Raw genomic sequence first — 24,429 nt, 5'->3', positions numbered from 1 at the left:
CCAAGGCTGATTTACCGTCAGTAACTTACGGCGCTCGGGGGATCGTGCCACGTCAGGGCCGAAAGTGACAGAGGTAGGCCTTCCCGGCGTATCCCCTCACGCCCGGCGCTTGTCGGTGCCTCCCCACGCCCTCGCCCCCCGAAGACGATCTCCCCGACTTTGTGACGAACGACTCACACAGATCGTTCCCGCTCGCTCGCCGGGCCGCCGGGCCGGGCCGGGTTCATCGGGGAGGCGTACCGGAGTTCACGACAGCCGTGCCCCGCGCGGCGCCAACGCCCCCCACGTCAAGGTCACTTCCCCCTGCCGCCACCGCGAAGGCCCGTCCACCACCGGCCAGTCGGCCGTCAGGGTCCGTACCGTCCGGATCCACCGCTGCCGGGCGCCGTACGACGCGTAGGGCGCGGCCGCGGCCCACGCGCGGTCGAAGTCGCGCAGGAAGGCGTGCACGGGCTCGCCCGGGACGTTGCGGTGGATCAAGGCCTTCGGCAGCCGCTCGGCGAGGTCGGAAGGCTGCTCCAGTGACCCCAGCCGGGTCGCGAAGGTGACCGTCCGCGGCCCCTCCGGACCGAGCGCGACCCATACGTGCCGGCGTCCGATCTCGTCGCAGGTCCCCTCGACGAGCAGCCCGCCGCGGGATCCCCGTGCCGGGTCGGCCGGTGCCAGCCGGGCGCACAGCCGTTCCCATACGGCGGCCACCTCGGCCTCGTCGTACTGGCGCAGCACGTTGGCCGCCCGGACCAGCAGGGGCCGTCGGGGGACCGGGATCTCGAACCCGCCGTGCCGGAAGGAGAGTCCGTCCCGTTCGTACGGCCTCGCCGCCGCCACGCGGGCCGGTTCGATCTCGACGCCGACCACACGCGTGCGTGGAGCCACGGTCCGGAGCCGGAGCAGCAGCTCGACGGCGGTCCAGGGCGCGGCGCCGTACCCGAGGTCGACGGCGACGGGATCGGCGGCGCGGCGGAGTTCGGCGCCGTGTGTCACCGCGATCCAGCGGTCCATGCGGCGCAGCCGGTTGGGGTTGGTCGTCCCGCGCGTGACCGTGCCCACGATGGGGGTCCCCCCGCTCGAGCGAAGCCGAGAGTGGGGGAGGGAGGCGGCACGGGACGTCATGCCTACGAGGGTATGCGGCGGCTGCGGGGCCGGGCGCCGGCGCCAGTGCTGCGGCAGGACCGTGAGGTGGCGCCCTCGCCCCACCGCTCACCACAGTCCCGCGACGCGCCCCGTCCTCGAACGGTTGAGCGAAACCCGGTAATACCTCGGCAAAAACGGCCCCGTCCGGAATGGGAATGCCTTCCTCCGGTGTTGCACCCCCTTGGAGGGCCCCGAACCCTCCGAACGGCATGCCCGCAGCAAGGAGGAACGCCACGTGAGCCAGTACGTCAGCAGGCTCCAGCGTCGCTCCCAGGCCGCACCCCACCGGCTGCGCCTGCACCGTCGCCCCCGCCGCGTCGCCATGCTCTCCGTGCACACCTCACCGCTCCACCAGCCGGGCACCGGCGACGCGGGCGGCATGAACGTCTACATCGTGGAACTCGCCCAGCGCCTCGCCGCGATCAACATCGAGGTCGAGATCTTCACGCGCGCGACGACCGGCGGTCTCCCGCCCACCGTCGAGATGGCCCCCGGCGTGCTGGTCCGCCACGTGGACGCGGGCCCCTACGAGGGCCTCAACAAGGAGGACCTCCCCGCCCAGCTGTGCGCCTTCACCCACGGCGTGATGCAGGCCTGGGCCGGCCACCGCCCCGGCCACTACGACCTGGTCCACTCGCACTACTGGCTCTCCGGCCATGTCGGCTGGCTCGCCGCCCAGCGCTGGGGCACCCCGCTCGTACACGCCATGCACACCATGGCCAAGGTCAAGAACGCCAACCTGGCCGACGGCGACACCCCCGAGCCCGCTGCCCGTGTCATCGGCGAGACCCAGATCGTCGCCGCCGCGGACCGTCTCATCGCGAACACCGCCGAGGAGCGCGAGGAACTCGCCCGGCACTACGGCGCCGACCCCGCCAAGGTCGCCGTCGTCCACCCCGGCGTGAACCTCGACCGCTTCCGCCCCGCCGACGGCCGTGCCGCCGCCCGCGCCCGCCTCGGCCTGCCGCAGGACGCCCTGATCCCCCTCTTCGCGGGCCGCATCCAGCCCCTGAAGGCCCCCGACGTACTGCTCCGCGCGATCGCCGTCCTGCTCGACCAACGCCCCGACCTGCGCTCCCGTCTCCTCGTCCCGGTCGTCGGCGGCCTCAGCGGCAGCGGCCTCGCCAAACCCGAGGGCCTGCAGAAACTGGCCTCCCGCCTCGGCATCGCGGATGTCGTACGGTTCCACCCGCCCGTCGGCCAGGAGCAGCTCGCCGACTGGTTCCGGGCCGCGTCCGTGCTGGTCATGCCCTCCTACAGTGAGTCCTTCGGCCTGGTCGCCATAGAGGCCCAGGCGGCCGGCACACCGGTCCTCGCGGCGGCGGTCGGCGGGCTGCCGGTGGCGGTGGCCGACGAGAAGACGGGTTTCCTCGTACGGGGACACGATCCGGCCGCCTACGCACGTGTGCTGCGCGATTTCGCGGACAACCCGGCACTCACGTCGCGCATGGGTGAGGCGGCCGCCCGGCACGCCCAGTCGTTCGGCTGGGACACCGCGGCCGCGGCGACGGCGGACGTGTATGTGGCCGCGGCCCAGTCGTACCGCCGTCGCGTACGCTCGCAGCATGGCTGATGCACGAAAGGTCATCGAGGGAGTTCTGGAGGATGCCGAGCTGGAGTGGGAGAGCCCCGCGCCCGGCAACTACGTCGTCCAGCTCCCCGGCACCCGCAAGCTGAAGACGACGGTGTCCCTCCTCGTCGGCCGCCACTCCCTGTCGCTGAACGCCTTCGTCATCCGCCACCCCGACGAGAACGAACCCGGGGTCCACCGCTGGCTCCTGGAGCGCAACCTCAAGCTGTACGGCGTGAGTTACGCCGTCGACCAGCTCGGCGACATCTACCTCACCGGCAAGCTCCCCCTCGCCGTGATCACCGCCGACGAGGTCGACCGCCTCCTGGGTCAGGTCCTGGAGGCGGCCGACGGCAGCTTCAACACCCTGCTGGAGCTGGGTTTCGCCACCGCGATCCGCAAGGAGTACGCGTGGCGGGTGGACCGGGGCGAGTCGACACGCAACCTGGACGCGTTCGCGCATCTGACACAGCGATCGGAGCACTGACCGCCGGGCCCTCGAGGGTTTTCGCCGCCTACGAGGTGCCGGGCGGCAGCGAGTCGGTGGGCTGCGGATCGTCGGTGGGCTCGTCGGTCGGCCCGTCGGGATCGCCGGGCGTGGCCGGCTTGTCCAGCTGGTCCGCGAAGGCCCGCAGTGCGTCGGCCAGTTCCTTCTTGGTGGGCAACTCGTCGATCTTCTTGTCGAGTTCGGCGATACGGCGGTTGAGCTCCTCCAACTCGCTCGGAGTGGAGGGTTCGTCCGTGGGGCCGTCGGTGACCGGGGGATCGTCAGGGGACGTGGAGGAGGGGCTCGGGTCGGTGCCGCCGGAGGTGCCGGCGTTCGAGTTGCCGTCCGAGGTGCCGCCTTCGCTCACCCCCACGCTCCCGCCGGAGCCCTCGTCCGGCGCGGTGGAGGTCGACACGCTCGGCTCGGCGCTGGGCTCGTCGGCCGAACTCGCGGCGATGGCACCGCCGACACTGACGGCGACCAGGACGGCCGCCCCGGCGACGGCGACGGAGAGACGTCTGAACGGTAAGGAGTTCTGTCTGTCATCCATGCCGGCGACGCTAACCGCCGGCGATCACCGGACGGATGTCTTCCGTCGATCTCCTCGCGCTCGTCCGGTAACGCCCCGGCGGCACCCCCACCAACCGCTTGAAGTGCCGGGTGAGATGGGCCTGGTCGTGGAAACCGGTGAGCGCGGCGACCTCGGCGGGACCGCGGTCGGCGAGCAGCAGGGCCCGGGCCCGGTCGACCCGCCGCGAGGTCAGATACTGGTGCGGTGCGATGCCGTAGGCGGTGCTGAACGCCCGTACGAGATGCGCCGGATGAGCCTGCAGGTCTCCTGCGGCCCTCTCCAGCGACAGGCCCTCCACGACCCGCTCGTCGAGGAGTTCGCGCAACCGGCGGGCGAGGGCGGGGTCCTGGCGCGGCGACTCGGCGGTCAGCCGCGGCCCCAGCAGGGTCCGGAGCCGGTCGCCGATGAGGGTGAGCCTGCTCTCGGCCTCGAACTCCTCACCGGCGCGGGTCAGCGCGGTGTGCAACTGCCCCACCCGCCGCCGCAGTACGGGATCCCGCAGATCGGGACCGTCGACGGCGGGCCCGATGAGCTCGTCGCCCAGATGTGTGCCGTCGAGGTAGACGACCCGCTTGCGGAAGCCGTCCGGGCTCGCCGGGGAGCCGTTGTGCGGGACGTGCGGCGGCAGCAGGGACACGGTGTCGTCCGGCGTGCCGTGCTCGTGCCGGTCGAGGTCGTACCGTACGGCCCCGGCGTCCACGATCAGCAGCGTCCACGCCTCGTGCACATGCATCGGGTAGGCGTACTCGGTGAAGCGGGCGTGGAAGACCTCGGTGACGCCCGGGACAGCGGGGCGCCAGGCGGTGACTTCACTGCGGGCGGCCATGTAAGGAACGTACAAGACGGTGCCGTACGGTGCGCGGCAGTCTCATCGCATGAGTCGCATGAGCAACGAACCGATCCGCTTCGACACGAAGATCGCCGTCCTGCTGCGTGAGGACCTGGAGACCTGGCAGCGCCTGAACGTCACCGCGTTCCTGGTCAGCGGCCTGGGCGCCGAGGCCCCCGAGGTGATCGGCGAACCCTACGAGGACGCAGACGGCGTGCCCTATCTGCCGATGTTCCGGCAGCCCGTGCTGGTCTTCGAGGGCACGAAGGAGACCCTGACGGCCGCCCACGCGCGCGTGCTGTCCCGCTCGCTCCCACGCGCGCTCTTCACGAGCGACCTGTTCTCGACGGGCAACGACCGCGACAACCGCGCGGCGGTACGAGCCGTCACGACGGCCGATCTGGATCTGGTGGGCCTCGCCGTGTACGGGCCGCGCAACGCGGTGGACAAGGTCCTCAAGGGTGCACGGATGCATCCGTGACACCCGCGGCGGCCGGTTCCTCGCGTACTACGGTCCCGGCGGCGGCCCCCTCCTTCGGCAGCCGGCGCATCAGGACGGCGTATCCCACCGCCGCCACCGTCCCCACGAGCGCGCACGACCCCCACAGCCACTCCGCCCCGAACCGGTCGATGACGAAACCGGACATCAGGGGGGCGACGAGGGCGGCGACCGACCAGGACAGGGTGTACATGCCCTGGTACCGGCCACGCCCGTGGGCGGGGGAGAGGCGGACGACGAGCCCGGTCTGGGTGGGCGCGTTGATCATCTCGCCCATGGTCCACACGCACACCGTGAGGGCGAAGAGGCCGACCGATCCGGCGAAGGCCGTGAGCCCGAGGCCGTATCCCGCGAGCAGGGACGAGGCGACGAGCAGCCGCCGGGGGTCCCGGTCCTGGATGAAGCGGGTCACCGGGATCTGCAGCACGACGATCAGCACACCGTTGAGAGCGATGGCCAGGCCGTAGTCGGCGGGCGTGAACCCGGCCTCGCCCATCGCGACGGGCAGCCCGAGGGCACCCTGCTGGAAGATCAGGGCGACGAGGAAGGACAGCCCGACGACACTCATGAACCGTCCGTCGCGCAGGACGGTACGCAGGCCGACGTCGTCCACCGGCTCCGTGGAGTGCCGCACGACGGGCCGCGACTCGGGCAGCCTGAGGAAGACGACGACCGCGCAGACGGCGGTCATCGCGGCCTCGATCAGGAAGCCCGCGAGATAGCTGTACTCGGCGATGAACCCGGCGGCCGTGGAGGAGACGGCGAAGCCGAGGTTGATGGCCCAGTAGTTGAGCGAGAAGGCCCGGACACGGTCCTCGGGCCGCACGATGTCGGCCATCATCGCCTGCACCGCCGGCCGGGAGGCGTTGGAGGCCATGCCGACCAGGAACGCGACGACGGCGATCGCGGCCGGGTGGTGCATGAACCCTAGGAGCGCGACGAAGACGGCGGTCGCGGACTGCGCGACGAGCAGGGTGGGCCGTCGCCCGAGCCGGTCGGTCATGACCCCGGCGCCGATCGACGAGACGACTCCGCCCAGGCCGTACAGCGAGGCGACGACACCGGCGTAGAAGGCGGAGTAGCCGCGGTCGAGGGTCAGGTACAGGGCCATGAAGGTGGCGACGAAGGCACCCAGCCGGTTGACGAGCGTGCTGGTCCACAGCCACCAGAACGCGCGGGGCAGCCCCGAGACGGTCTCGCGGGCGGCGCGTCCCAGGGTGGCGAGCGGCATGACGGATCCCCCACGATGTAAGTAGCCCAGACGCTGGCCACACCTTACGAAGAAGAGGGGACGGCAGGCCACTCGATTAACGGACGACGCCAACCGTCCCGTTCACTGTCCATCTGCCGAGCGGGCACGCAGGGGACCGAAACCGTGGATTACGCTCATACGCATGGCCGACGCACCGTACAAGCTGATCCTCCTCCGCCACGGCGAGAGCGAATGGAACGCGAAGAACCTGTTCACCGGCTGGGTGGACGTCAATCTCAACGAGAAGGGCGAGAAGGAGGCAGTCCGCGGCGGCGAGCTCCTGAAGGACGCCGACCTCCTGCCCGACGTGGTCCACACGTCCCTCCAGCGGCGTGCGATCCGCACGGCCCAGCTGGCCCTCGAATCCGCCGACCGCCACTGGATCCCGGTCCACCGCTCCTGGCGTCTGAACGAGCGCCACTACGGCGCCCTCCAGGGCAAGGACAAGGCCCAGACCCTCGCGGAGTTCGGCGAGGAGCAGTTCATGCTGTGGCGCCGCTCCTACGACACCCCGCCGCCCCCGCTGTCCGACGACTCGGAGTTCTCCCAGGCGTCCGACCCGCGCTACTCCTCCATCCCCCCGGAGCTGCGCCCCCGCACGGAGTGCCTGAAGGACGTCGTCGTCCGCATGCTCCCCTACTGGTACGACGGCATCGTCCCCGACCTCCTCACGGGCCGCACGGTCCTGGTCGCGGCCCACGGCAACAGCCTCCGAGCCCTCGTCAAGCACCTCGACGGCGTCTCGGACACCGACATCGCGGGCCTGAACATCCCGACGGGCATCCCGCTGTCCTACGAACTCGACGCCGACTTCAAGCCGTTGAACCCGGGCGGCACCTACCTCGACCCCGACGCCGCAGCGGCAGCGATCGAGGCGGTCAAGAACCAGGGCAAGAAGAAGTAGGTTCCGTGATCATGCCTCCCACCTGCGCGAATGGCGCGGGCGGGAGGCATTTTCGCGGCCTGGAACCCCTGTGGGCGCTCGGCGTGGCGGCGTGGATGGGGTACGGGTACCTCGACGAGATGGCCGCCGGCTGAACCACGAGATCGGCGAAGAGTCCGCCCGAAGAGTCCGCCCGAAGCGAGAATGAGCCCCGGTGAGAATCGTCCCCGCCCAACCGAGCGACCTGCCCCAGCTGCTGGCCTTCCGGACGGAGGCCGCGGGCTGGCTCTCCCGCCTCGGAACGGACCAGTGGCAGTTTCCCTACCCGGCGGCCAAGCTGCTGGAGACCGTCGAGGACGGCACCGTCTTCATCGTCCTGGACGGTTCGGCGACGGCGGCCACCATCACCGTGACCTCCGAGGTGCAAGCGGGCCTCTGGACGGAGCAGGAACTCTCAGAGCCCTCCATGTTCATCAACAAGCTCTCCGTGGCACGGACGCACGCGGGGCAGAACATCGGCGGGCGACTGTTGGACTGGGCCGGCGACCGCGCCTGCCGGGCCGGGGCGACATGGCTCCGCCTCGATGCGTGGACGACGAACGAGGGCCTGCAGGCGTACTACCTCCGCCAGGGCTTTCGGCATGTCCGCACGGTCCTGGACGGGGAAGCGATCAACGGCGGCCCGAGGGTGTCGGGTTGGCTGGCGCAGCGACCGACGCACCCGGCCGACCACGGCTTCGCGGACGAGACCCCGGAGCCCGGACGTCCAGGCGGTGGCTAGGACGAGCACCGCCCTGCCGCACCGCCTCCCTACGGCACAGGTTGTCCCTGCGGGGGCAGATTTCCCGTGCCCCCAGCAGGGACGACGGTTCGGCGCGGCGTCATCTTCCCGGCCAGCCACTCCAGGTTCTCCCACACCCGGGGCTCACCGTGCCGACGCCGCTGTTCCTCGATCCAGGGCCGGTAGTTGTTCCAGACGGAGATGACGATGCCGCCCCACGCCTCGTCGATGACCTCTCGGTCGAAGGCGTCCGTCTGCGCGCCGACAGAAAGGAAGTTGAACGCCGTGAGGTACGCCGTGATGAGTTTCGTCGCCCGTTCGTCGTCGGACAGCGACAGGCTGACCAGGGCCGCGATGGCCTCGTGATCCCGCTCGTGCGGTATCCCCTCGTCGAACAGCGCCTTCCGCCGCTCCATGTTGGCCGTCAGGTACTCCATGGTCGCCTGCTTGCGGCGCCTGTCGTGGTCCTGACTCGTGCTGCGCGACAGCATGAGGAGCTGCCAGGCCAGTGCGGCGAAGGCGACGACACTGACGATCAGTGAACCGAACGAAGCGATCAAGGACCACTGCTCATACGACGTCACGGGCGGATACCTTACGGAAGACCCGCTGCTGACGGGGTCGTTTCCGACATCGAGGCCCCTGTACGCACGTTGGGTGGCCGGCCGGCCGATGTCAGCGGTGCCCCGACCACCCCACCGGGCACCGCTAGGAGTTGGCGGCCTCCGCCAGGACGCGGGCCAGTTCGCGGGGGCGGGTGGCCATCGGCCAGTGGCCCGAGTCGAGGTCCACGTACTCGAGGCGGGCGGCGCGGGCGAGCTCAGGACTGTCACCGGCGGCGACCAACTCCTTGGCCTGAGCGGGGGTGAACTCGGGGCAGACAACCACGACGGGGACGTCGAAACGGCGCTCGTCGGTCAGTCGTACGACACCCTTGGCGACCCCCTCGGGGACAGGAACCGCGGCGGACGCGAAGCGGTCGCGCGCCTGCTGGTCCAGGTCGGCGGCGTCCGCGCCCTCGAAGGGATCCCAGCCCGGGAAGGGCATGGCGCCGCCCTCCATCGCGAAGTAGTCGGCGTAGGCCTGCCCATGGGCGGAGGGAAAGCCGCCGACAAGGGCGACCTTGGCCACCTTCTCCGGTCGCGCGTCGGCGGCCAGCCAGGCCAGGGTCGCTGCTGCGGAGTGCCCTACCACCAGCGGCTTTCCGGGTGCCGCGTCAACCGCGGCCAGCACTGCTCCCAGCTGGTCGTCCAGCGTCGCGGAGGTGTCGCCGTCGCCCTGGCCCGGGAGAGTGAGCGGCACGGGATGGTGGCCGAGCGCGGTGAGTTCGGGCACGACGTCGTCCCAGGCGGATCCGTCGAGCCACAAGCCGGCGATGAGCAGGATGTCCACGGTGGTTCTCCCGAAGAGCAGTCGGATCTGGTCGCCGACACGCTAACGGGAGCCTCTGACACCGACCTCTGACCAGGGGCCCGGCCCGCGGAGACGGCCCCACCCGACCCACCGTGTTGACGTACCGGCTCCTGGGCGACATGGGCCATCAGGCACCAGCCCTCCCGGTGTCTCGTCGTCGGCGGAGCTGTTTTCGGTTCAGGCCCTCGGGCGCAGCGCCTCGTAGCCCACGAAGTCGAAGACACGCGTGCCCGGTCGGAGCGGGACGGGGTCCGCGTCGAAGCGGTGGACGCCGACCGACTGGACCTGGTCCGGTTCCGCTTCCGTGAGCCACTCGCGGGTGAAGCCCCGCTGCTCGAACCACTCGCAGACCTGCGGGACCCGGTCGGGGGACTTGCGGTGCCGCGTCCAGATGACCCGGCCGCCGGAGCGGCACAGCTGCCTGCACGCCTCGACCGTGCGCTCGATGTCCGCGTCCGTGATGTTGCCGAACACCCCGCAGAGCAGCACGAGATCGGCAGGGACCAGATCGGCGTAGTGGTCCAGGAGGGCTGCGTCCCCGGTGAGTATGTCGACGCCGTCGAGGCCGGTCGCGCGGGCGGATTCGGTCGCCGCGGCCACGTTCGCCGGGTCCAGCTCCACCAGCCGGGCGCGGACGTCCGCACGGCGTGGGTGCGCGGGCAGCACGCCGAACAGGTCGCGGCCCTGGCCGGCGCACAGGCTCACCACCCGCAGCGGGCCGGGCGGGGCGTCGTCCAGCGCCAGGCGGATACGGTCCTGGACCCACCGCAGACGACGGGCCAGCGGTGACTCGGGGGTGTCGTAACGGTCGTGCCACTTCTGCCAGTCCATGCGCGGGACCCTACGAGAGGCCCAGGAGCCGCTCCAACCGATATATCGGGGTGCCGGGGTCGGGTCAGACCGAGAACGGCACCGCGTGGATCTCGTCCGCCTTGTGCCCCGCCCGTTCGTGGATGCGCTGGACCGCCTCGGCCGAGGGTGCCTCGGAGAGGCAGTAGACGGTTCCCGACTCGGGGTCCGCCCACGCGCGCTCGAAGTGCACGCCCTCTTCTCCCTCTATGGCGAGGTCGGCCTGATGAGCCTGGTTCAGCTGGTCCGCCGTGATGCCCTGCATCCCGTGGTGCACGTCCATGAAGCGCGACATGGCCCGCACCTCCTGTCCTTCCGACTCCCTCCATGCTGCGCCTCCCGCCCGCCCGGGGCGACCGTTGCAGTCACGCGGGCCCCACGACGAAGGGCCCCGGTAGCAACCCCGGAGCCCTTCACCGCCGTACGAAAGTCAGCCGCACTGACACGGGTTGCCCGACTGGCACCCGCACCCGCAGCCCGAACCGCAGCCGCACGCGCCGATGACCGTCAGGGTCCTGATCGCGGCGGGCTGCTCGGTCGGGCGTTCCTGCGTGGGGTCGGGCTGGGGGGTGCTGGGGGATTCGGCCATGGGTCTGGGTCCCTCCTAGAAGCGAGGGCCGGACGTCCCGACGGTGGGATCAGGCCCTGTACCCATTGGATGCCCGCTCCACTGGGCGCATCAACGGCGCACAGAGGCTTGCGCCCGCCCCGCACAGGAGCCCTCGCACCCCGGAGGGCTCAGGCCCCCTCCACCCCCGTCGGCGGCTGGATGTCCCCCTGGAGATCGTCGGCGTGCTCACCCGTGACCAGGTACACCACCCGCTTGGCCACCGACACCGCGTGGTCGGCGAACCGCTCGTAGTAGCGGCCGAGCAGCGTCACGTCGACCGCGGTCTCGATGCCGTGCTTCCACTTGTCGTCCAGCAGGTGCTGGAAGAGCGTGCGGTGCAGCAGGTCCATCTCGTCGTCGTCCGACTCCAGCTGGAGCGCGAGGTCGACGTCCTTGGTGATGATGACCTCCGCCGCCTTCGCCATCAGGCGCTGCGCCAGCTGGCCCATCTCCAGGATGGTCGCGTGCAGGTCGTGCGGGATCGCGCGCTCCGGGAAGCGGAGCCGGGCGAGCTTCGCGACGTGCTGGGCCAGGTCGCCGGAGCGCTCCAGGTCGGCCGACATGCGCAGGGACGTGACGACGATACGGAGGTCCGTCGCCACCGGCTGCTGGCGGGCCAGGAGCGCTATCGCCTTGGCCTCCAGGTCGTGCTGGAGGTCGTCCACCTTCTGGTCGGCCTCGATGACGCTTTCGGCCAGCTTCAGGTCGGAGTCGAGTATCGCGGTCGTGGCGCGTCCGATCGCCGAGCCGACCAGGCGGGCCATCTCCACCAGACCGTCGCCGATCGAATCAAGTTCCTCGTGGTACGCGTCCCGCATCAGGGTTCCCTCTCGTACGTCATTCCTGTGGGTTCCAGGGGCCATAACCGGCCGTGAAACCGGTGCTGCGTACCCCACGCTCCCACGTTCGGCCCTGTACGCGTCCGTTTCCGGCCTCCCAAATGAACCAATACTGGCTCCAAGGTGAACTCTGGGCGACGAGTGTTCGAGCTCGCACTCCTACCGCTGTGGCCAGGACCGATCCCATGCCTAACCTGGAGGCATGGACGTGAACGCGGCGGTCGCCGCAGCGGCAGCGATCGCCGGTGTACTCACCGGCGTCATCGCCATGCTGGCGTTCCGCTGGAGCGAGCGGGAACAGAAGCGCCCCACCCGTACCTCGCTGCACACGGACGCGGTGCTTCCGCCTGGCGTGGACACCGTCCTCTCCGTGCTCCGCTCCTCCGCCGTCGTCCTCGACGAGGCCGACGCCGTGGTCAAGGCGAGCTCCGCCGCGTACGCCCTCGGGCTGGTCCGCGGCGGCAAGCTCTCCGTGGAGCCCATGCTCCAGATGGCCCGGGACACCAGGAGGGACGGGGAGATACGCCAGGTGGAGCTGGACCTTCCGAGGCGCGGAACCGGTCGCGGGGAGGCCCTCGCGGTCTCCGCGCGGGTGGCGCCGCTCGGCTCCCGGCTGGTGCTGCTCCTCGTGGAGGACCTCACCGAGGCCCGGCGGATCGAAGCGGTACGACGCGACTTCGTCGCGAATGTCAGCCACGAGCTCAAAACCCCTGTCGGCGCGCTCTCCCTGCTGTCGGAGGCCGTCATGGACGCCTCCGAGGACCCGGAGGCCGTGGAGCGCTTCGCAGGCCGTATGCAGATCGAGGCGACCCGGCTGACCAGCCTGGTCCAGGAACTCATCGACCTCTCCCGGGTGCAGAACGACGACCCCCTGGAGGACGCCGAGCCGGTCCGGGTCGACGAACTCGTCGCCGAGGCCATCGACCGCTGCCGGCACCAGGCCGGCACCAAACAGATCACCATGGCCGCCGCCGGCGCGGCCGAACTGCGGGTCTGGGGCAACCGCGGCCAGCTCGCCGCCGCTCTCGGCAACCTCGTCGAGAACGCCGTCAACTACTCGCCCGCCCGCACCCGCGTGGGCATAGCAGCCCGCCGGGTACCGGTGCCGAGCGGCGACCTGATCGAGGTCGCCGTCACCGACCAGGGCATCGGCATCTCCGACAAGGACAAGGAGCGCATCTTCGAGCGCTTCTACCGCGTCGACCCGGCCCGTTCCCGCCAGACCGGCGGCACGGGCCTGGGTCTCGCGATCGTCAAGCACGTGGCCGCCTCGCACGGCGGGGAAGTCACGGTGTGGAGCTCGGAGGGACAGGGCTCCACGTTCACCCTCAAACTGCCGGAGGCGGGCGCGGCCCGCGACCGCGCGCTCCAGCACCCCGACCTCGACGACGAGGACGGGCATTCCACCCCCGAGTCGGCTTCTTACGACCCGCTTCCCGCCCCGGAGGTCCTTCCGTGACCCGAGTGCTCGTCGTCGAGGACGAGGAGTCCTTCTCCGACGCCCTTTCGTACATGCTCCGCAAGGAGGGCTTCGAGGTCGCCATCGCGGCGACCGGCCCCGACGGACTCGACGAGTTCGAGCGCAACGGCGCCGATCTCGTCCTCCTCGACCTGATGCTGCCGGGCCTGCCCGGCACGGAGGTCTGCCGTCAGCTGCGCGTCAAGTCCAACGTCCCGGTGATCATGGTCACCGCCAAGGACAGCGAGATCGACAAGGTCGTCGGCCTGGAAATAGGGGCCGACGACTACGTCACCAAGCCCTTCTCCTCCCGCGAACTGGTCGCCCGCATCCGCGCCGTCCTGCGCCGCCGCGGCGAGCCCGAGGAGGTCAGCCCGGCCGCGCTGGAGGCCGGCCCGGTCCGTATGGACGTCGACCGCCACGTCGTGACGGTCTCCGGCGCCAAGGTCGACCTCCCTCTCAAGGAGTTCGACCTCCTGGAGATGCTGCTGCGCAACGCCGGCCGCGTCCTGACCCGTATGCAGCTCATCGACCGGGTCTGGGGCGCCGACTACGTGGGCGACACCAAGACCCTCGACGTCCACGTCAAGCGCCTGCGCGCCAAGATCGAGCCCGACCCGGGCGCGCCGCGGTATCTGGTGACGGTGCGTGGTCTCGGCTACAAGTTCGAGCCGTAAAGACAAACGCCTCACGTACGCCGAAGGGCGGGACCTCCGAGGAGGTCCCGCCCTTCGGCGTACGAGTCGTACGACGGTCCCGTACGGCTGCTCAGTGGCTCGTGGCCGACTCGGTCGCCGTCGCGCTCGCGGAGGCCGCCGTGTCGGTCGGCTTGCCCGAGCCGGTCGGCGTGGGCGAGCCGGTCGGCGTGGGCGAGATGACCGGCGGCGACGGGATCGCCGACGGGCCCCACTTGGCGTAGTAGCTGTCGGCCGGGACCACGAAGGCGCGCAGGCTCACGTCGCCCGTCGTGCTGAAGGTGAAGGTGACCTTCTGGGCGTTGCCGTTCTGGACGCTCTCCCCGATCTCGGCCACCGAGGCGGAGGCGTTGCCCTTGCCGCCGATGATGACGGAACCGTGGGCCGGGACGGTCACCTTGCCCTTGCCCTTGGCGGGCTTGAGCTTGGCGCTGCCGCCACCGTCGACGCTGATGGCGTCCAGGGTCTGGGCGGTGTCGGTGCCGTTGTAGACGGTCGCGGAGACCACGGCGGGACCCTTGGTCTCGCCTGAGGCCTGGGTGGAGGGCTGGGTGATGACCACGACGTTCTGGAGCCTGATGCCGCCGACGCTGGTCTCCGCGTTGTCCGGCTTGACCTCCAGCGTCTGGGCGTTGTTTCCGGCTGCGCACGCGGAGAGCGCGGTGACCGAGAACGCGATGGCGGCGGCGGCGAGGACGCCGCGTCGAAGGCTGCTGCTCACGGCGGCGGCAACTCCTTGACTTGAGCGAGGCGGCCGTAAAGCCGCGCTAAGTGTCTGTCAGCGGCCTCAGGTTACCGAGCCGTTCCCACCGCGCCGCACCCGACCCTCCCCAAGAGGGGTATCTCTCCGGTCACTCCGGTTCACAAGAGACTCGTGAGTCACATCGGTCCCGCACTCCGGCGCTCGTCCGGCACTCGTCAGGCATTCGGATAACAGCGTCGGCATCCAGTAGCAAAAATTCCGTGAAGGAATGCGTGATCGCCCCCGGAATTGATCACGGGCTGATCCGTCCGGCGTCGCGTGATCAATTCCTGAATCGACGCGGAACCGACTCCTGACTCCGAACGGAGTAGCGGAAGTCGCACACATGGAACCGGACATTTGGGGACGTTAGCCCGAGCGGAGGGGCTTCTGGATGTGTGTAACGTACGCGTTTCACCTCCCCCGGAGAGCCGCTCCGACCTGCGAATACCTTCTTCCGCTCGGCCTGCGCAGCACGTTCCTGTTGTTGTTGTCAAGCCCCGAGATATGCCCTGACCTGCGAAAACGCCATTCAGGAACCGCGGTTTCCGTGTTACCCTGGATAGCCACGGAAGGGGTACCTGTCACATGACGTTCAAGGTTGGCGACACCGTGGTCTATCCCCATCACGGGGCCGCGCTGATCGAGGCTATCGAAACTCGCCAGATCAAAGGCGTGGACAAGACCTACTTGGTGCTGAAGGTCGCCCAGGGTGACCTGACGGTACGTGTGCCAGCGGACAATGCGGAGTTCGTCGGCGTGCGTGATGTGGTCGGTCAGGAAGGGCTGGACCGGGTCTTCGAGGTGCTGCGCGCGCCGTACGCCGAGGAGCCCACGAACTGGTCCCGTCGTTACAAGGCAAACCTGGAGAAGCTCGCCTCCGGCGATGTCATCAAGGTCGCGGAAGTCGTGCGTGACCTGTGGCGTCGTGAGCGCGAGCGCGGACTCTCCGCAGGTGAGAAGCGCATGCTCGCCAAGGCGCGGCAGATCCTGGTGAGCGAACTCGCCCTCGCGGAGAACACGAACGAGGACAAGGCCGAGGCTCTTCTCGACGAGGTTCTCGCGTCCTGAGCGCCCCTGTGCAGGCACCTCGCCCGCTCAGCTCAGCACACTGAATCCCAATTGCCGCACTGAAATGCCGCGGTGCCCGATGACGCAACAGCTGTCGCCGGGCGCTGCGGCATGTTCATGTCCGGATGCCGACATCCACGACGTCACCGGCCGCCGTGCGTGTGTTCCTCTCGGGGAAAGCTCCCCCGATACTTGGCGTGCCGGGCCCGGGCAGCAGGCTCGACCGGGGTCACGGAAGGGTCCGGTCAAGGCGTCGCGCCCGGCACGCTGTCTCCGTACCCACGTTGGCCGAGCACACAAACCTGACAGGAACCGATGTCTGACGTTTCGCGCCCCGAGCCCGCCGAAGCACGTGCGGAAGCCCGCACCGCGGTGGTGATTCCGGCCGCCGGAAGGGGCGTACGCCTCGGTCCGGGCGCCCCCAAAGCACTCCGCGCGCTGAACGGCACCCCCATGCTGATCCACGCGGTCCGCGCGATGGCCGCGTCCCGTGCCGTCTCCCTGGTCGTCGTGGTGGCCCCGCCCGACGGCGCCGGCGAGGTGAAGTCCCTCCTCGACGCCCACGCGCTGCCCGAGCGGACGGACTTCCTCGTCGTCCCGGGCGGCGACTCCCGCCAGGAATCGGTCAAACTCGGCCTGGACGCCCTCCCCGCCCACTACGACATCGTCCTGGTCCACGACGCGGCCCGCCCGCTCGTCCCGGTCGACACCGTCGACGCGGTCATCGAGGCCGTACGGGAGGGCGCGTCCGCCGTGGTCCCGGCACTGCCCCTCGCGGACACCGTGAAGGAGGTCGAGCCGGCGACCGCTCCCGGTGAGCCGGAACCGGTGGTGGCGACCCCGGTCCGCGCCCGCCTGCGCGCCGTACAGACACCGCAGGGTTTCGACCGGGCCACGCTGATCCGTGCCCACGAGACGGTCACCGAGGACGTCACCGACGACGCGAGCATGGTCGAGCAGTTGGGGCTCACGGTCGTCGTCGTGCCCGGACACGAGGAGGCCTTCAAGGTCACCCGCCCGCTGGACCTGGTCCTCGCCGAGGCGGTCCTGGCACGCAGGAGGCTCAACGATGGCTTCTGACCTCGGGTTGCCGCAGGTCGGCATCGGCACCGACATCCACGCCTTCGAGGAGGGCCGCGACCTGTGGTGCGCGGGCCTGAAGTGGGAGGGCGAGGGCCCCGGCCTGGCCGGCCACTCCGACGCGGACGTCGTCGCCCACGCCGCGTGCAACGCGCTGTTCTCGGCGGCCGGCCTCGGCGACCTCGGACAGCACTTCGGCACCGGGCGCCCCCAGTGGTCGGGTGCGTCCGGCGTCACCCTGCTGACGGAGGCGGCCCGGATCGTGCGCGAGGCCGGCTTCGTCATCGGCAACGTCGCCGTACAGGTCGTAGGACCGCGCCCGAAGATCGGCAAGCGCAGGGAAGAGGCGCAGAAGATCCTGTCGGAGGCGGCCGGCGCACCGGTGTCGGTGTCGGGAGCCACGACGGACGGACTCGGCTTCCCCGGCCGGGACGAAGGGCTGATGGCGGTGGCGACGGCGCTGGTGGCGCGCAGGGCCTGAGATGTCGTGGCGAGCGGAGTCTGAGATGTCTCGGACGGGTGCAATGCACGGGGGTTCGCCCACTACCCTGGACCCGTGACCATTCGCCTGCACGACACCAGCGCCCGGCAGATCCGTGACTTCGCCCCGCTCACGCCGGGCTGCGTCTCGATCTACCTGTGTGGCGCCACCGTGCAGGCCGCCCCGCACATCGGCCACATCCGCTCCGGCCTGAACTTCGACATCATGCGCCGCTGGTTCGAGTACCGCGGCTACGACGTCACCTTCATCCGCAACGTCACGGACATCGACGACAAGATCATCACGAAGTCCCGTGACCAGGGCCGCCCCTGGTGGTCCATCGGCTACGACAACGAGCGCGCGTTCAACGACGGCTACGACGCCCTCGGCTGCCTGCCGCCGACGTACGAACCGCGGGCCACCGGGCACGTCCCCGAGATGATCGAGATGATGCGCGGGCTCATCGAGCGGGGCCACGCCTACGAGTCCGACGGCAACGTCTACTTCGACGTGAAGTCCTTCCCGGAGTACCTCCAGCTCTCCAACCAGGAGCTGGAGAACCTCCTCCAGCCCTCCGCCGACGGTGAGACGGGCAAGCGGGACCCGCGGGACTTCGCGCTGTGGAAGGCGACCAAGCCCGGCGAGCCCGACTGGGAGACCCCGTGGGGCCGCGGCCGCCCCGGCTGGCACCTGGAGTGCTCGGCCATGGCGCACAAGTACCTCGGCACCGCCTTCGACATCCACGGCGGCGGCCTGGACCTGATCTTCCCGCACCACGAGAACGAGATCGCACAGGCCAAGGCCTACGGCGACGAGTTCGCGAAGTACTGGGTGCACAACGCCTGGGTCACCATGAGTGGCGAGAAGATGTCCAAGTCGCTCGGCAACAGCGTCCTCGTCTCCGAGATGGTCAAGCAGTGGCGGCCGATCGTGCTCAGGTACTACCTGGGCACGCCCCACTACCGCTCGATGATCGAGTACAGCGAGGACGCCCTGCGCGAGGCGGAGTCCGCGTTCGCGCGGATCGAGGGCTTCGTCCAGCGTGTTGTGGAGAAGGCCGGTGACGTGGCGCCGGCGGCCGAGGTGCCGCCCGCCTTCGCCGAGGCCATGGACGACGACCTGAGCGTCCCGCAGGCGCTCGCCATCGTGCACACCACCGTCCGGCAGGGCAACAGCGCCCTCGCGGCCGACGACAAGGAAGCCGCGGTGGCCCGCCTCGCCGAGGTGCGTGCCATGCTCGGCGTCCTCGGCCTGGACCCGCTCGATGCGCACTGGGCCGGCGAGGCCGACCGCGGCGAGGACCTGCACGGCGTCGTCGACAGCCTTGTACGCCTGGTCCTCGACCAGCGCGAGGCGGCCCGCGCCCGCAAGGACTGGGGCACCGCTGACGCCATCCGCGACCAGCTGAGCCAGTCGGGACTGACCATCGAGGACGGCCCCCAGGGGCCGCGCTGGACCCTCGGACCGCGCTAGCCCCACCCCGGTCACCCAAGATCGATTGTGCCGCCCGGCCTTCCGGGCGGCACACTGCATAGACGTACGAACATCTCATTGACGCAGCACCGACGTAGGACAGGTAGGTCATGGCAGCCAACAACCGCCGCATGTCCGGCAAGAAGGGCGCGCAGGTCGGCAGTGGCGGCCAGCGACGCAAGGGCCTGGAGGGCAAGGGTCCGACCCCGCCCGCCGAGGTGCGCAAGGGGCACAAGAAGAACCGAATCGCCAACTCCAAGGCGAAGCAGGCGGTGCGCCGTCCCGCCCCGCGCGGCCGTGGCGGCAAGGGCACCTCGGAGATGGTCGTCGGCCGTAACCCCGTCGTCGAGGCACTGCGCGAGGGCGTACCCGCGGTGACGCTCTACGTCCAGCAGTTCATCGACAACGACGAGCGGGTGCGCGAGGCCCTCCAGCTCGTCGCCGACCGGGGCGGCGTCCACCTCATGGAGGCCCCCCGCCCCGAGCTCGACCGCATGACCAACGGGCTCAACCACCAGGGCCTGGTCCTCCAGGTCCCGCCCTACGAGTACGCCCACGCCGAGGACCTCGCCAACGCCGCCTACGACGCGGGACAGGACCCCCTGATCGTCGCCCTCGACGGCGTGACCGACCCGCGCAACCTCGGTGCCGCCGTCCGCTCCGTCTCCGCCTTCGGCGGCCACGGCGTCGTCGTGCCCGAGCGGCGCGCGGCCGGCATGACCGCCGGTGCGTGGAAGTCGTCCGCCGGTACGGCCGCCCGCACCCCCGTCGCCCGCTGCACCAACCTGACGCGCGCCCTGGAGGCGTACAAGAAGGCCGGTATCGCGGTCGTCGGCCTCGCCGCCGACGGTGAGCACGAGGTGGGCGACCTGGAAGCCCTCGGCGGCCCCGTCGTCATCGTGGTCGGCAGCGAGGGCAAAGGCCTGTCCCGACTGGTCGGCGAGACCTGCGACTACCGGGTGCGGATCCCCATGCCGGGCGGCGCGGAGTCCCTCAACGCCGGTGTGGCGGTGGGCATCGTGCTGTACGAGGCGGCGCGCCGACGGGCCTGACGGCGCACGCCGGCGGGGTTGAACAGGTTTTCGGCGCAGTCCCCCACACGGGGTATTCGTGGCGTACGGGGCAACCTTGACGGGGTCCGGACAGATCCGGCGAGTCAAAGCAGTGTCCTAAACACACGTCACTCGGTTAGATGAGTGTGGACACCAGAACACCCCGCACACCCACGGGGGGCGGCTCGTCGGGATTCGATTCCGGGTTCGATGACGCTCCCGCGCTGAGCATGGTGAAGGTGCCGAGCGATCCGGCGCAGATCATCGTCAACCACGCCAGCTTCCGCGTCCAGTTGGGCGCGTCGACGCGGCGCACTGCCCAATCCCAGCGGATCGCACGGCACTTGAGCGCCGAGGACACCACGCGCATCGCGGCTGTCGGCGCCACGGCGGGCAGAGCCGGCGTGGCGCCCGCCGCGGGGCGCCGCCGGCCCGTTGTGTGGAGCGGCAAGTCCGCCCCCGACGACACCGGCGCCCACCGCCTGCTCCAGGCCGTGCGGGGCGGCAGTGTCGGCCATGGCGAACCCCCCGCCTCCGCGGACGCCGGAGCCACCCAGGTCATCCCCCGCATCGACGTCGAGCGCGGCTACGAGGCCGACTACGACGCCGAGTTGGCCCAGACCATGGAGACCCCGGTCGTCGGCGCCCAGCGCACGCACGAGGACGCCGACGGCACCCGACTCCTCCCCGGCATGCGGCCCGTCGCCAGCACGTACGACGAACCCGCCTACCCGGCAGAGGAGTTCACGGACGGCTACTACGACGAGACCGGCGCCGACCGCACCCCGAAGCGGCCGGGCGACGAACCCGCGCGGCACGCGTACTTCCCCGGCCGCCGGATGAACCTCGGCGTCGTCCTCCTCCCGCTGCGCATCTTCCTCGGCTTCATCACCATCTACGCCGGCATGGGCAAGCTCTGCGACCCCGTCTACTTCGACGGCGGCGAACGCGGCTCCATGGTCAAGTGGCTCAACACCCTGCACCCGTGGGAAGTGGCCGAACCACTGCGCCAGTTCGCCCTCCAGCACCCGGTCGGCGCCGGCCTCGTCATCGCCTTCCTCCAGGTCATCGTGGGCGTCCTCACGATCCTGGGCTGCTGGCAGCGCGTCGGCGCGGTCGTCGGCGCCGGCCTCTCCGCAGCGCTCCTCGTCACCGTCAGCTGGAAGAGCGTCCCCGCTTACGACACCCCGGACATCATCTACCTCGCCGCCTGGTCCCCGCTGATCATCGCCGGTGCCCCCGTCTACTCCATCGACGGCCGCCTCGCGGGCGGCGCCTGGCGGCGCCTCGGCCCCCGCTCCGACATCTGGGAACTGCGCCGCTACGTCCTGCGCCGCGGCGCCCTCGTCACCGCGATCGTCGTGGGCCTGACCCTGCTGATTGGCTCCGTGCTCGGCGGCGCCGTCCGGGACGCCGACCGCGTCATCGTCCCCGGCCCCGGCGAGGCCCCGCGCAACGAACTGCCCGGCTCCCCGCTCCCGCAGGACTCCGCCAAGGCCCGCAAGAAGAGCCCGTCCGCGTCCACCACGCCCAGCCACGGCGCCACGAGCGGCCCCTCCGCAGGGACCTCGGCCGCCCCCGGCGCCACCCGCGACACCGGCACCACCACCGGCTCGCCCAGCCAGACCCAGGGCACCACGGGCCAGAACTCACCCCAGCAGTCCTCCCCGGCCCAGCAGGCCCCCAGCACCACCTCAGGACCCACCGGCGGCACCGGCTCCACAGGCGGCACCGGTTCGAGCGGCGGCACCGGCACCGGAGGCTCCTCCGGTGAACCGGGCCTGGTCGGCGGCCTGTTGGGGTAGGCGGGCCGGTGGGCGACGTACTGGGCAAGCCCACCGGCTGAGACATGGAAGCCCACGAGAAGGTCCCGCACCTATGAAGGTGCGGGACCTTTCCCAAGTAGGGGCCCCGGGGAACTGCGCGACCAGCCACAGGCGGCCCGCACCCTGAAGACGACCGCTACCGCCCCAACGCGGCCAGTTCCTTCGCCGCCTCGGTCAGGTCCTTCGCGGTGTCGATGGCCCGCCAGTACGCCCCCTGAGGAATCGGGAACCCGGCCAGCCGCAACTCACGCGCGAGCGTGGGAAACGTCGTCCGCTCATGGTCCCCGCGCTCCGGCAGCAGAGCCGCGAACGCGGGCGAGAAGACGTACACACCCGCGTTGATCTCGAACGTCGACGGCGGCGCCTCGATGAAGTCCGTGATGTGCCCGAAGCCGTCGGTCTGCACGGCACCCCACGGAATCCGCGGACGCGCCAACGCGAGCGTCGCGACCGCGTCGCGCTCGTTGTGGAAGTCCGCCATGTCACGCAGCGAGAAGCGGGTCCAGATGTCACCGTTCGTCGCGTACCACGCCCGCTCCGGATGCGGCAGACGCGCGGCCGCGTACTTCAGACCGCCGCCGCGGCCGAGCGGCTCCGTCTCGATGACGGTGGTGACGCGCAGCGGAAGATCGGCCGTCTTCAGCCAGTTCTGCAGCACATCGGCGAGATGCCCACAGCTGACCACCACGTCCGTCACGCCTTCCTCGGCGAGCCAGACGAGCTGATGGCCGATGATCGGAGTCCCCGTACCGGGGATCTCGACCATCGGCTTGGGCCGGTCGTCGGTGTAGGGGCGCAGCCGGGAACCCTGGCCGCCGGCCAGGATCACGGCCTGGGTGGGACGGGACGCGGCGTTCTGATCGGTCATGACCGAAACTGTACGACGCGCCCCTTTCCCGACCTCGGTCGGTGTCCCCCGGTCGCGGGTCAGCCATGCGCGGCCGCCACACCCGTCGCGAAGGACGTGTCACAGACGGGGCGGGTGTACGACTGGGCGCGCTTGGGACCGTACACACGGACCGCTGCGCGGCCCAGGGCCTTCGCGATGGAGACGCAGTGCCTGGCGAGCGACGGACGGTCGTTGACAGCCTCCTGGAGGTGCGTGAGGGCGATACCCGGGTTCTTCTCCTGGAGCTCGGTCAGCAGCTGCTCCCGCAGGACGTCCTGCGGAGCCAGGGGAGCGCTGCGCGGCTTGCCGTCGGAGACCGTCGCGTCCGAAGCGGTGAGCACCGAGGAGCTCGAGGGATCCCCCGACCAGTTGACTCGGGTGACCGCCAGGGTCCCGGAGAGAACCAGGACGACGGGCAGGACAAGGGCGAGGGAGCGGCCGATACGGCGGGCGGGGCCCCGGCCGCGTCGCGTCTGTTGGTTAGTGGAGTGCTTCACGCGTGTGAGGGTAGCGTGCGGTAATGATTTGGCGACATTTAGTCACCGGTTCGGGGGATGAGATGGTGCCGCTTTTTGGGTAAGGCGTTGACGCACACTGCTCGAAATGACCGAAGTGCCGGGGTATCCGGCGACAGAGTCCAGGCACGAGAAGGGCCCCGCAGCGCGCTGCGGGGCCCTTCTCGTCAACGCGGGTGAATTCGCGCGATATGTCCTGGGCCGAATGTGGCCGGACTCGGCGGACTCAGTCGGCGAGGCGCTCGCCCGTGGAGGTCGAGAACACGTGGATCTCGCCCGGACGCGGCACGACGTGCAGCGTGGCGCCCTTGTCCGGGACCGCGCGGCCGCTGACACGGACGACCAGGTCCTTCAGCTCGCCGTCGACCTTGGCGGAACCGTAGACGTAACCGTCGGCGCCGAGCTCCTCGACGACGTTCACGGAGACCGCGAGACCGGCCGGGGCGTCCTCGGTGTCCTTGGTGAGGGCCGCGGCGGCGGCGCCGTTGTGCTCGACGACGTCGAAGTGCTCGGGACGGACACCGACCGTCACCGTGGTGTCACCCTTGTCGGAGGCGGCCGTGAGGGCCTCACGGTTGACGGGCACCACGCTGTTGCCGAACTTCACGCCGCCGTCGGTGATCGGGACCTCGATCAGGTTCATCGCCGGGGAACCGATGAAGCCGGCGACGAACAGGTTCACCGGGCGGTCGTACATGTTGCGCGGCGAGTCGACCTGCTGGAGCAGACCGTCCTTGAGCACGGCCACCCGGTCGCCCATCGTCATGGCCTCGACCTGGTCGTGGGTGACGTAGACGGTGGTGATGCCGAGACGGCGCTGCAGCGACGCGATCTGGGTACGCGTCGACACGCGGAGTTTGGCGTCCAGGTTGGACAGCGGCTCGTCCATGAGGAACACCTGGGGCTCACGCACGATGGCGCGACCCATGGCCACACGCTGGCGCTGACCGCCGGAGAGTGCCTTCGGCTTGCGGTCCAGGTACTCGGTGAGGTCGAGGATCTTCGCGGCCTCCTCGACCTTCTGCCGGATCTCCGCCTTGTTGATGCCGGCGATCTTGAGCGCGAAGCCCATGTTGTCGGCGACGCTCATGTGCGGGTACAGCGCGTAGTTCTGGAACACCATGGCGATGTCCCGGTCCTTCGGCGGCAGGTGCGTGACGTCACGGTCACCGATGCGGATGGCACCGCCGTTGACGTCCTCGAGCCCCGCGAGCATGCGGAGCGAGGTGGACTTGCCACAGCCGGACGGGCCGACGAGGACGAGGAACTCGCCGTCCTCGATGTGGATGTCGAGACCGTCGACGGCGGGCTTAGTGGAACCCGGGTAAACACGGGTCGCCTTGTCGAACGAAACAGTGGCCATGGCTCTGAGGCCCCCTTCTACCGGCAGGAACGTGCCGGACGATCCGTTGTAGGAAGGTGGTGTAGT

General features: G+C 70.3%; 27 protein-coding genes. 14 read left to right on the top strand and 13 right to left on the bottom strand.

Features of this window, described 5'->3' with window-relative positions; all coding sequences use genetic code 11:
- Window positions 1-246: 246 nt before the first annotated feature.
- A complete protein-coding gene (locus tag OHT57_RS23185; RefSeq protein WP_328748407.1) occupies window positions 247-1,050 on the bottom strand; it encodes a class I SAM-dependent methyltransferase in 804 nt (267 codons plus the stop codon).
- A gap of 319 nt (window positions 1,051-1,369) precedes the next feature.
- Between OHT57_RS23185 and mshA the strand changes: the two genes are divergently transcribed.
- Together mshA and OHT57_RS23175 are read left to right on the top strand one after the other, a co-directional pair.
- The gene (gene mshA, locus OHT57_RS23180; RefSeq protein WP_328748406.1) at window positions 1,370-2,707 is read left to right on the top strand and encodes a D-inositol-3-phosphate glycosyltransferase; all 1,338 of its coding nucleotides are present in this window, start codon (window positions 1,370-1,372) and stop codon (window positions 2,705-2,707) included.
- On the top strand, window positions 2,700-3,191 hold the full coding sequence (locus OHT57_RS23175) for a YbjN domain-containing protein (protein ID WP_328748405.1): 492 nt from the start codon (window positions 2,700-2,702) through the stop codon (window positions 3,189-3,191). Before mshA ends, OHT57_RS23175 begins: the two co-directional genes overlap by 8 nt.
- Window positions 3,192-3,219: 28 nt before the next feature.
- On the opposite strand, the gene OHT57_RS23170 is transcribed toward OHT57_RS23175, so the two are convergent.
- Together OHT57_RS23170 and OHT57_RS23165 are read right to left on the bottom strand one after the other, a co-directional pair.
- Window positions 3,220-3,741: a hypothetical protein gene (locus tag OHT57_RS23170; RefSeq protein ID WP_328748404.1), complete on the bottom strand. Its 522-nt coding sequence runs from the start codon at window positions 3,739-3,741 to the stop codon at window positions 3,220-3,222.
- 10 nt (window positions 3,742-3,751) lie between these two features.
- Complete coding sequence (locus OHT57_RS23165) at window positions 3,752-4,588, bottom strand: helix-turn-helix transcriptional regulator (RefSeq protein ID WP_328748403.1); 837 nt, start codon at window positions 4,586-4,588, stop codon at window positions 3,752-3,754.
- Between the two features lie 58 nt (window positions 4,589-4,646).
- Here OHT57_RS23165 and OHT57_RS23160 point away from each other — a divergent pair, with 58 nt between their 5' ends.
- The gene (locus OHT57_RS23160) at window positions 4,647-5,072 is read left to right on the top strand and encodes a DUF2000 family protein (protein ID WP_443053476.1); all 426 of its coding nucleotides are present in this window, start codon (window positions 4,647-4,649) and stop codon (window positions 5,070-5,072) included.
- Here the strand turns inward: OHT57_RS23160 and OHT57_RS23155 are convergent.
- A complete protein-coding gene (locus OHT57_RS23155; RefSeq protein ID WP_328748401.1) occupies window positions 5,047-6,321 on the bottom strand; it encodes an MDR family MFS transporter in 1,275 nt (424 codons plus the stop codon). The genes OHT57_RS23160 and OHT57_RS23155 overlap by 26 nt on opposite strands.
- 163 nt (window positions 6,322-6,484) lie before the next feature.
- On the opposite strand from OHT57_RS23155, the gene OHT57_RS23150 reads away from it, so the two are divergent.
- Genes OHT57_RS23150 through OHT57_RS23140 form a run of 3 tightly spaced genes read left to right on the top strand, consistent with a single transcriptional unit; the run spans window position 6,485 to window position 8,006 of the window.
- Window positions 6,485-7,246 carry a phosphoglyceromutase gene (locus tag OHT57_RS23150; RefSeq protein WP_328748399.1) on the top strand — a complete coding sequence of 254 codons (762 nt, stop codon included), beginning with the start codon at window positions 6,485-6,487 and terminating at the stop codon, window positions 7,244-7,246.
- A 5-nt stretch (window positions 7,247-7,251) separates the two neighbouring features.
- On the top strand, window positions 7,252-7,380 hold the full coding sequence (locus tag OHT57_RS23145; RefSeq protein ID WP_328748398.1) for a hypothetical protein: 129 nt from the start codon (window positions 7,252-7,254) through the stop codon (window positions 7,378-7,380).
- 59 nt (window positions 7,381-7,439) lie between these two features.
- Window positions 7,440-8,006 carry a GNAT family N-acetyltransferase gene (locus OHT57_RS23140; protein WP_328748397.1) on the top strand — a complete coding sequence of 189 codons (567 nt, stop codon included), beginning with the start codon at window positions 7,440-7,442 and terminating at the stop codon, window positions 8,004-8,006.
- A gap of 29 nt (window positions 8,007-8,035) precedes the next feature.
- Here OHT57_RS23140 and OHT57_RS23135 read toward each other — a convergent pair whose 3' ends face one another.
- From OHT57_RS23135 to phoU, 5 genes are all read right to left on the bottom strand, one after another.
- Window positions 8,036-8,590 carry a DUF4760 domain-containing protein gene (locus OHT57_RS23135; RefSeq protein WP_328748395.1) on the bottom strand — a complete coding sequence of 185 codons (555 nt, stop codon included), beginning with the start codon at window positions 8,588-8,590 and terminating at the stop codon, window positions 8,036-8,038.
- Window positions 8,591-8,714: 124 nt separating this feature from the next.
- On the bottom strand, window positions 8,715-9,398 hold the full coding sequence (locus OHT57_RS23130) for an alpha/beta fold hydrolase (protein ID WP_328748394.1): 684 nt from the start codon (window positions 9,396-9,398) through the stop codon (window positions 8,715-8,717).
- A 198-nt stretch (window positions 9,399-9,596) separates the two neighbouring features.
- Entirely contained in the window at window positions 9,597-10,250 is a 654-nt protein-coding gene (locus tag OHT57_RS23125) for a class I SAM-dependent methyltransferase (protein ID WP_328748393.1), read from the bottom strand.
- A 64-nt stretch (window positions 10,251-10,314) separates the two neighbouring features.
- Window positions 10,315-10,563: an SCO4226 family nickel-binding protein gene (locus OHT57_RS23120; protein WP_328748392.1), complete on the bottom strand. Its 249-nt coding sequence runs from the start codon at window positions 10,561-10,563 to the stop codon at window positions 10,315-10,317.
- A 443-nt stretch (window positions 10,564-11,006) separates the two neighbouring features.
- Window positions 11,007-11,696 (bottom strand): phosphate signaling complex protein PhoU, encoded by a 690-nt coding sequence (gene phoU, locus OHT57_RS23115; protein WP_328748391.1) that lies wholly within the window; start codon window positions 11,694-11,696, stop codon window positions 11,007-11,009.
- 223 nt (window positions 11,697-11,919) lie between these two features.
- On the opposite strand from phoU, the gene OHT57_RS23110 reads away from it, so the two are divergent.
- Together OHT57_RS23110 and OHT57_RS23105 are read left to right on the top strand one after the other, a co-directional pair.
- Window positions 11,920-13,176, top strand: coding sequence for a sensor histidine kinase (locus OHT57_RS23110; RefSeq protein WP_328748390.1), 1,257 nt, complete (start codon window positions 11,920-11,922; stop codon window positions 13,174-13,176).
- Complete coding sequence (locus OHT57_RS23105; RefSeq protein WP_189145194.1) at window positions 13,173-13,853, top strand: response regulator transcription factor; 681 nt, start codon at window positions 13,173-13,175, stop codon at window positions 13,851-13,853. Before OHT57_RS23110 ends, OHT57_RS23105 begins: the two co-directional genes overlap by 4 nt.
- A 91-nt stretch (window positions 13,854-13,944) precedes the next feature.
- Here the strand turns inward: OHT57_RS23105 and OHT57_RS23100 are convergent, their stop codons facing one another.
- Window positions 13,945-14,592 (bottom strand): DUF461 domain-containing protein, encoded by a 648-nt coding sequence (locus OHT57_RS23100; protein WP_328748389.1) that lies wholly within the window; start codon window positions 14,590-14,592, stop codon window positions 13,945-13,947.
- Window positions 14,593-15,201: 609 nt separating this feature from the next.
- On the opposite strand from OHT57_RS23100, the gene OHT57_RS23095 reads away from it, so the two are divergent.
- From OHT57_RS23095 to OHT57_RS23070, 6 genes are all read left to right on the top strand, one after another.
- The gene (locus OHT57_RS23095) at window positions 15,202-15,684 is read left to right on the top strand and encodes a CarD family transcriptional regulator (protein ID WP_006380568.1); all 483 of its coding nucleotides are present in this window, start codon (window positions 15,202-15,204) and stop codon (window positions 15,682-15,684) included.
- A gap of 315 nt (window positions 15,685-15,999) precedes the next feature.
- Window positions 16,000-16,764, top strand: a complete 765-nt coding sequence (gene ispD, locus OHT57_RS23090; RefSeq protein ID WP_328748388.1) for a 2-C-methyl-D-erythritol 4-phosphate cytidylyltransferase — start codon at window positions 16,000-16,002, stop codon at window positions 16,762-16,764.
- Entirely contained in the window at window positions 16,754-17,245 is a 492-nt protein-coding gene (ispF, locus tag OHT57_RS23085) for a 2-C-methyl-D-erythritol 2,4-cyclodiphosphate synthase (protein ID WP_328748387.1), read from the top strand. Before ispD ends, ispF begins: the two co-directional genes overlap by 11 nt.
- A 75-nt stretch (window positions 17,246-17,320) precedes the next feature.
- Window positions 17,321-18,718, top strand: coding sequence for a cysteine--tRNA ligase (gene cysS, locus OHT57_RS23080; RefSeq protein ID WP_328748386.1), 1,398 nt, complete (start codon window positions 17,321-17,323; stop codon window positions 18,716-18,718).
- Between the two features lie 110 nt (window positions 18,719-18,828).
- Entirely contained in the window at window positions 18,829-19,770 is a 942-nt protein-coding gene (gene rlmB, locus OHT57_RS23075; RefSeq protein WP_328748385.1) for a 23S rRNA (guanosine(2251)-2'-O)-methyltransferase RlmB, read from the top strand.
- Window positions 19,771-19,910: 140 nt separating this feature from the next.
- Window positions 19,911-21,575 (top strand): DoxX family protein, encoded by a 1,665-nt coding sequence (locus tag OHT57_RS23070; protein ID WP_328748384.1) that lies wholly within the window; start codon window positions 19,911-19,913, stop codon window positions 21,573-21,575.
- A 157-nt stretch (window positions 21,576-21,732) separates the two neighbouring features.
- On the opposite strand, the gene OHT57_RS23065 is transcribed toward OHT57_RS23070, so the two are convergent.
- The 3 genes from OHT57_RS23065 to OHT57_RS23055 all read right to left on the bottom strand — a co-directional run bounded on the left by OHT57_RS23065 (window position 21,733) and on the right by OHT57_RS23055 (window position 24,363).
- Window positions 21,733-22,464, bottom strand: a complete 732-nt coding sequence (locus OHT57_RS23065) for a nucleotidyltransferase family protein (RefSeq protein WP_328748383.1) — start codon at window positions 22,462-22,464, stop codon at window positions 21,733-21,735.
- A 59-nt stretch (window positions 22,465-22,523) separates the two neighbouring features.
- Window positions 22,524-22,982 carry a hypothetical protein gene (locus tag OHT57_RS23060; protein WP_328748382.1) on the bottom strand — a complete coding sequence of 153 codons (459 nt, stop codon included), beginning with the start codon at window positions 22,980-22,982 and terminating at the stop codon, window positions 22,524-22,526.
- A 244-nt stretch (window positions 22,983-23,226) separates the two neighbouring features.
- A complete protein-coding gene (locus OHT57_RS23055; protein WP_328748381.1) occupies window positions 23,227-24,363 on the bottom strand; it encodes an ABC transporter ATP-binding protein in 1,137 nt (378 codons plus the stop codon).
- Window positions 24,364-24,429: the final 66 nt, after the last annotated feature.

This window comes from Streptomyces sp. NBC_00285, from assembly GCF_036174265.1.
Classification (GTDB): domain Bacteria; phylum Actinomycetota; class Actinomycetes; order Streptomycetales; family Streptomycetaceae; genus Streptomyces.
Note: the sequence above shows the minus strand (reverse complement) of the source record. Positions and strands in the feature narration are given on the sequence as shown.

Excerpts from the sequence above, each read along its gene's own strand:
- OHT57_RS23175 (WP_328748405.1), top strand. The coding sequence starts at position 2,700 with ATGGCTGATGCACGAAAGGTCATCGAGGGAGTTCTGGAGGATGCCGAG.
- OHT57_RS23170 (WP_328748404.1), bottom strand. The coding sequence starts at position 3,741 with ATGGATGACAGACAGAACTCCTTACCGTTCAGACGTCTCTCCGTCGCC.
- OHT57_RS23165 (WP_328748403.1), bottom strand. The coding sequence starts at position 4,588 with ATGGCCGCCCGCAGTGAAGTCACCGCCTGGCGCCCCGCTGTCCCGGGC.
- OHT57_RS23160 (WP_443053476.1), top strand. The coding sequence starts at position 4,647 with ATGAGCAACGAACCGATCCGCTTCGACACGAAGATCGCCGTCCTGCTG.
- OHT57_RS23155 (WP_328748401.1), bottom strand. The coding sequence starts at position 6,321 with ATGCCGCTCGCCACCCTGGGACGCGCCGCCCGCGAGACCGTCTCGGGG.
- OHT57_RS23150 (WP_328748399.1), top strand. The coding sequence starts at position 6,485 with ATGGCCGACGCACCGTACAAGCTGATCCTCCTCCGCCACGGCGAGAGC.
- OHT57_RS23125 (WP_328748393.1), bottom strand. The coding sequence starts at position 10,250 with ATGGACTGGCAGAAGTGGCACGACCGTTACGACACCCCCGAGTCACCG.
- OHT57_RS23120 (WP_328748392.1), bottom strand. The coding sequence starts at position 10,563 with ATGTCGCGCTTCATGGACGTGCACCACGGGATGCAGGGCATCACGGCG.
- phoU (WP_328748391.1), bottom strand. The coding sequence starts at position 11,696 with ATGCGGGACGCGTACCACGAGGAACTTGATTCGATCGGCGACGGTCTG.
- OHT57_RS23110 (WP_328748390.1), top strand. The coding sequence starts at position 11,920 with ATGGACGTGAACGCGGCGGTCGCCGCAGCGGCAGCGATCGCCGGTGTA.
- OHT57_RS23095 (WP_006380568.1), top strand. The coding sequence starts at position 15,202 with ATGACGTTCAAGGTTGGCGACACCGTGGTCTATCCCCATCACGGGGCC.
- ispD (WP_328748388.1), top strand. The coding sequence starts at position 16,000 with ATGTCTGACGTTTCGCGCCCCGAGCCCGCCGAAGCACGTGCGGAAGCC.
- ispF (WP_328748387.1), top strand. The coding sequence starts at position 16,754 with ATGGCTTCTGACCTCGGGTTGCCGCAGGTCGGCATCGGCACCGACATC.
- rlmB (WP_328748385.1), top strand. The coding sequence starts at position 18,829 with ATGGCAGCCAACAACCGCCGCATGTCCGGCAAGAAGGGCGCGCAGGTC.
- OHT57_RS23070 (WP_328748384.1), top strand. The coding sequence starts at position 19,911 with ATGAGTGTGGACACCAGAACACCCCGCACACCCACGGGGGGCGGCTCG.
- OHT57_RS23065 (WP_328748383.1), bottom strand. The coding sequence starts at position 22,464 with ATGACCGATCAGAACGCCGCGTCCCGTCCCACCCAGGCCGTGATCCTG.
- OHT57_RS23055 (WP_328748381.1), bottom strand. The coding sequence starts at position 24,363 with ATGGCCACTGTTTCGTTCGACAAGGCGACCCGTGTTTACCCGGGTTCC.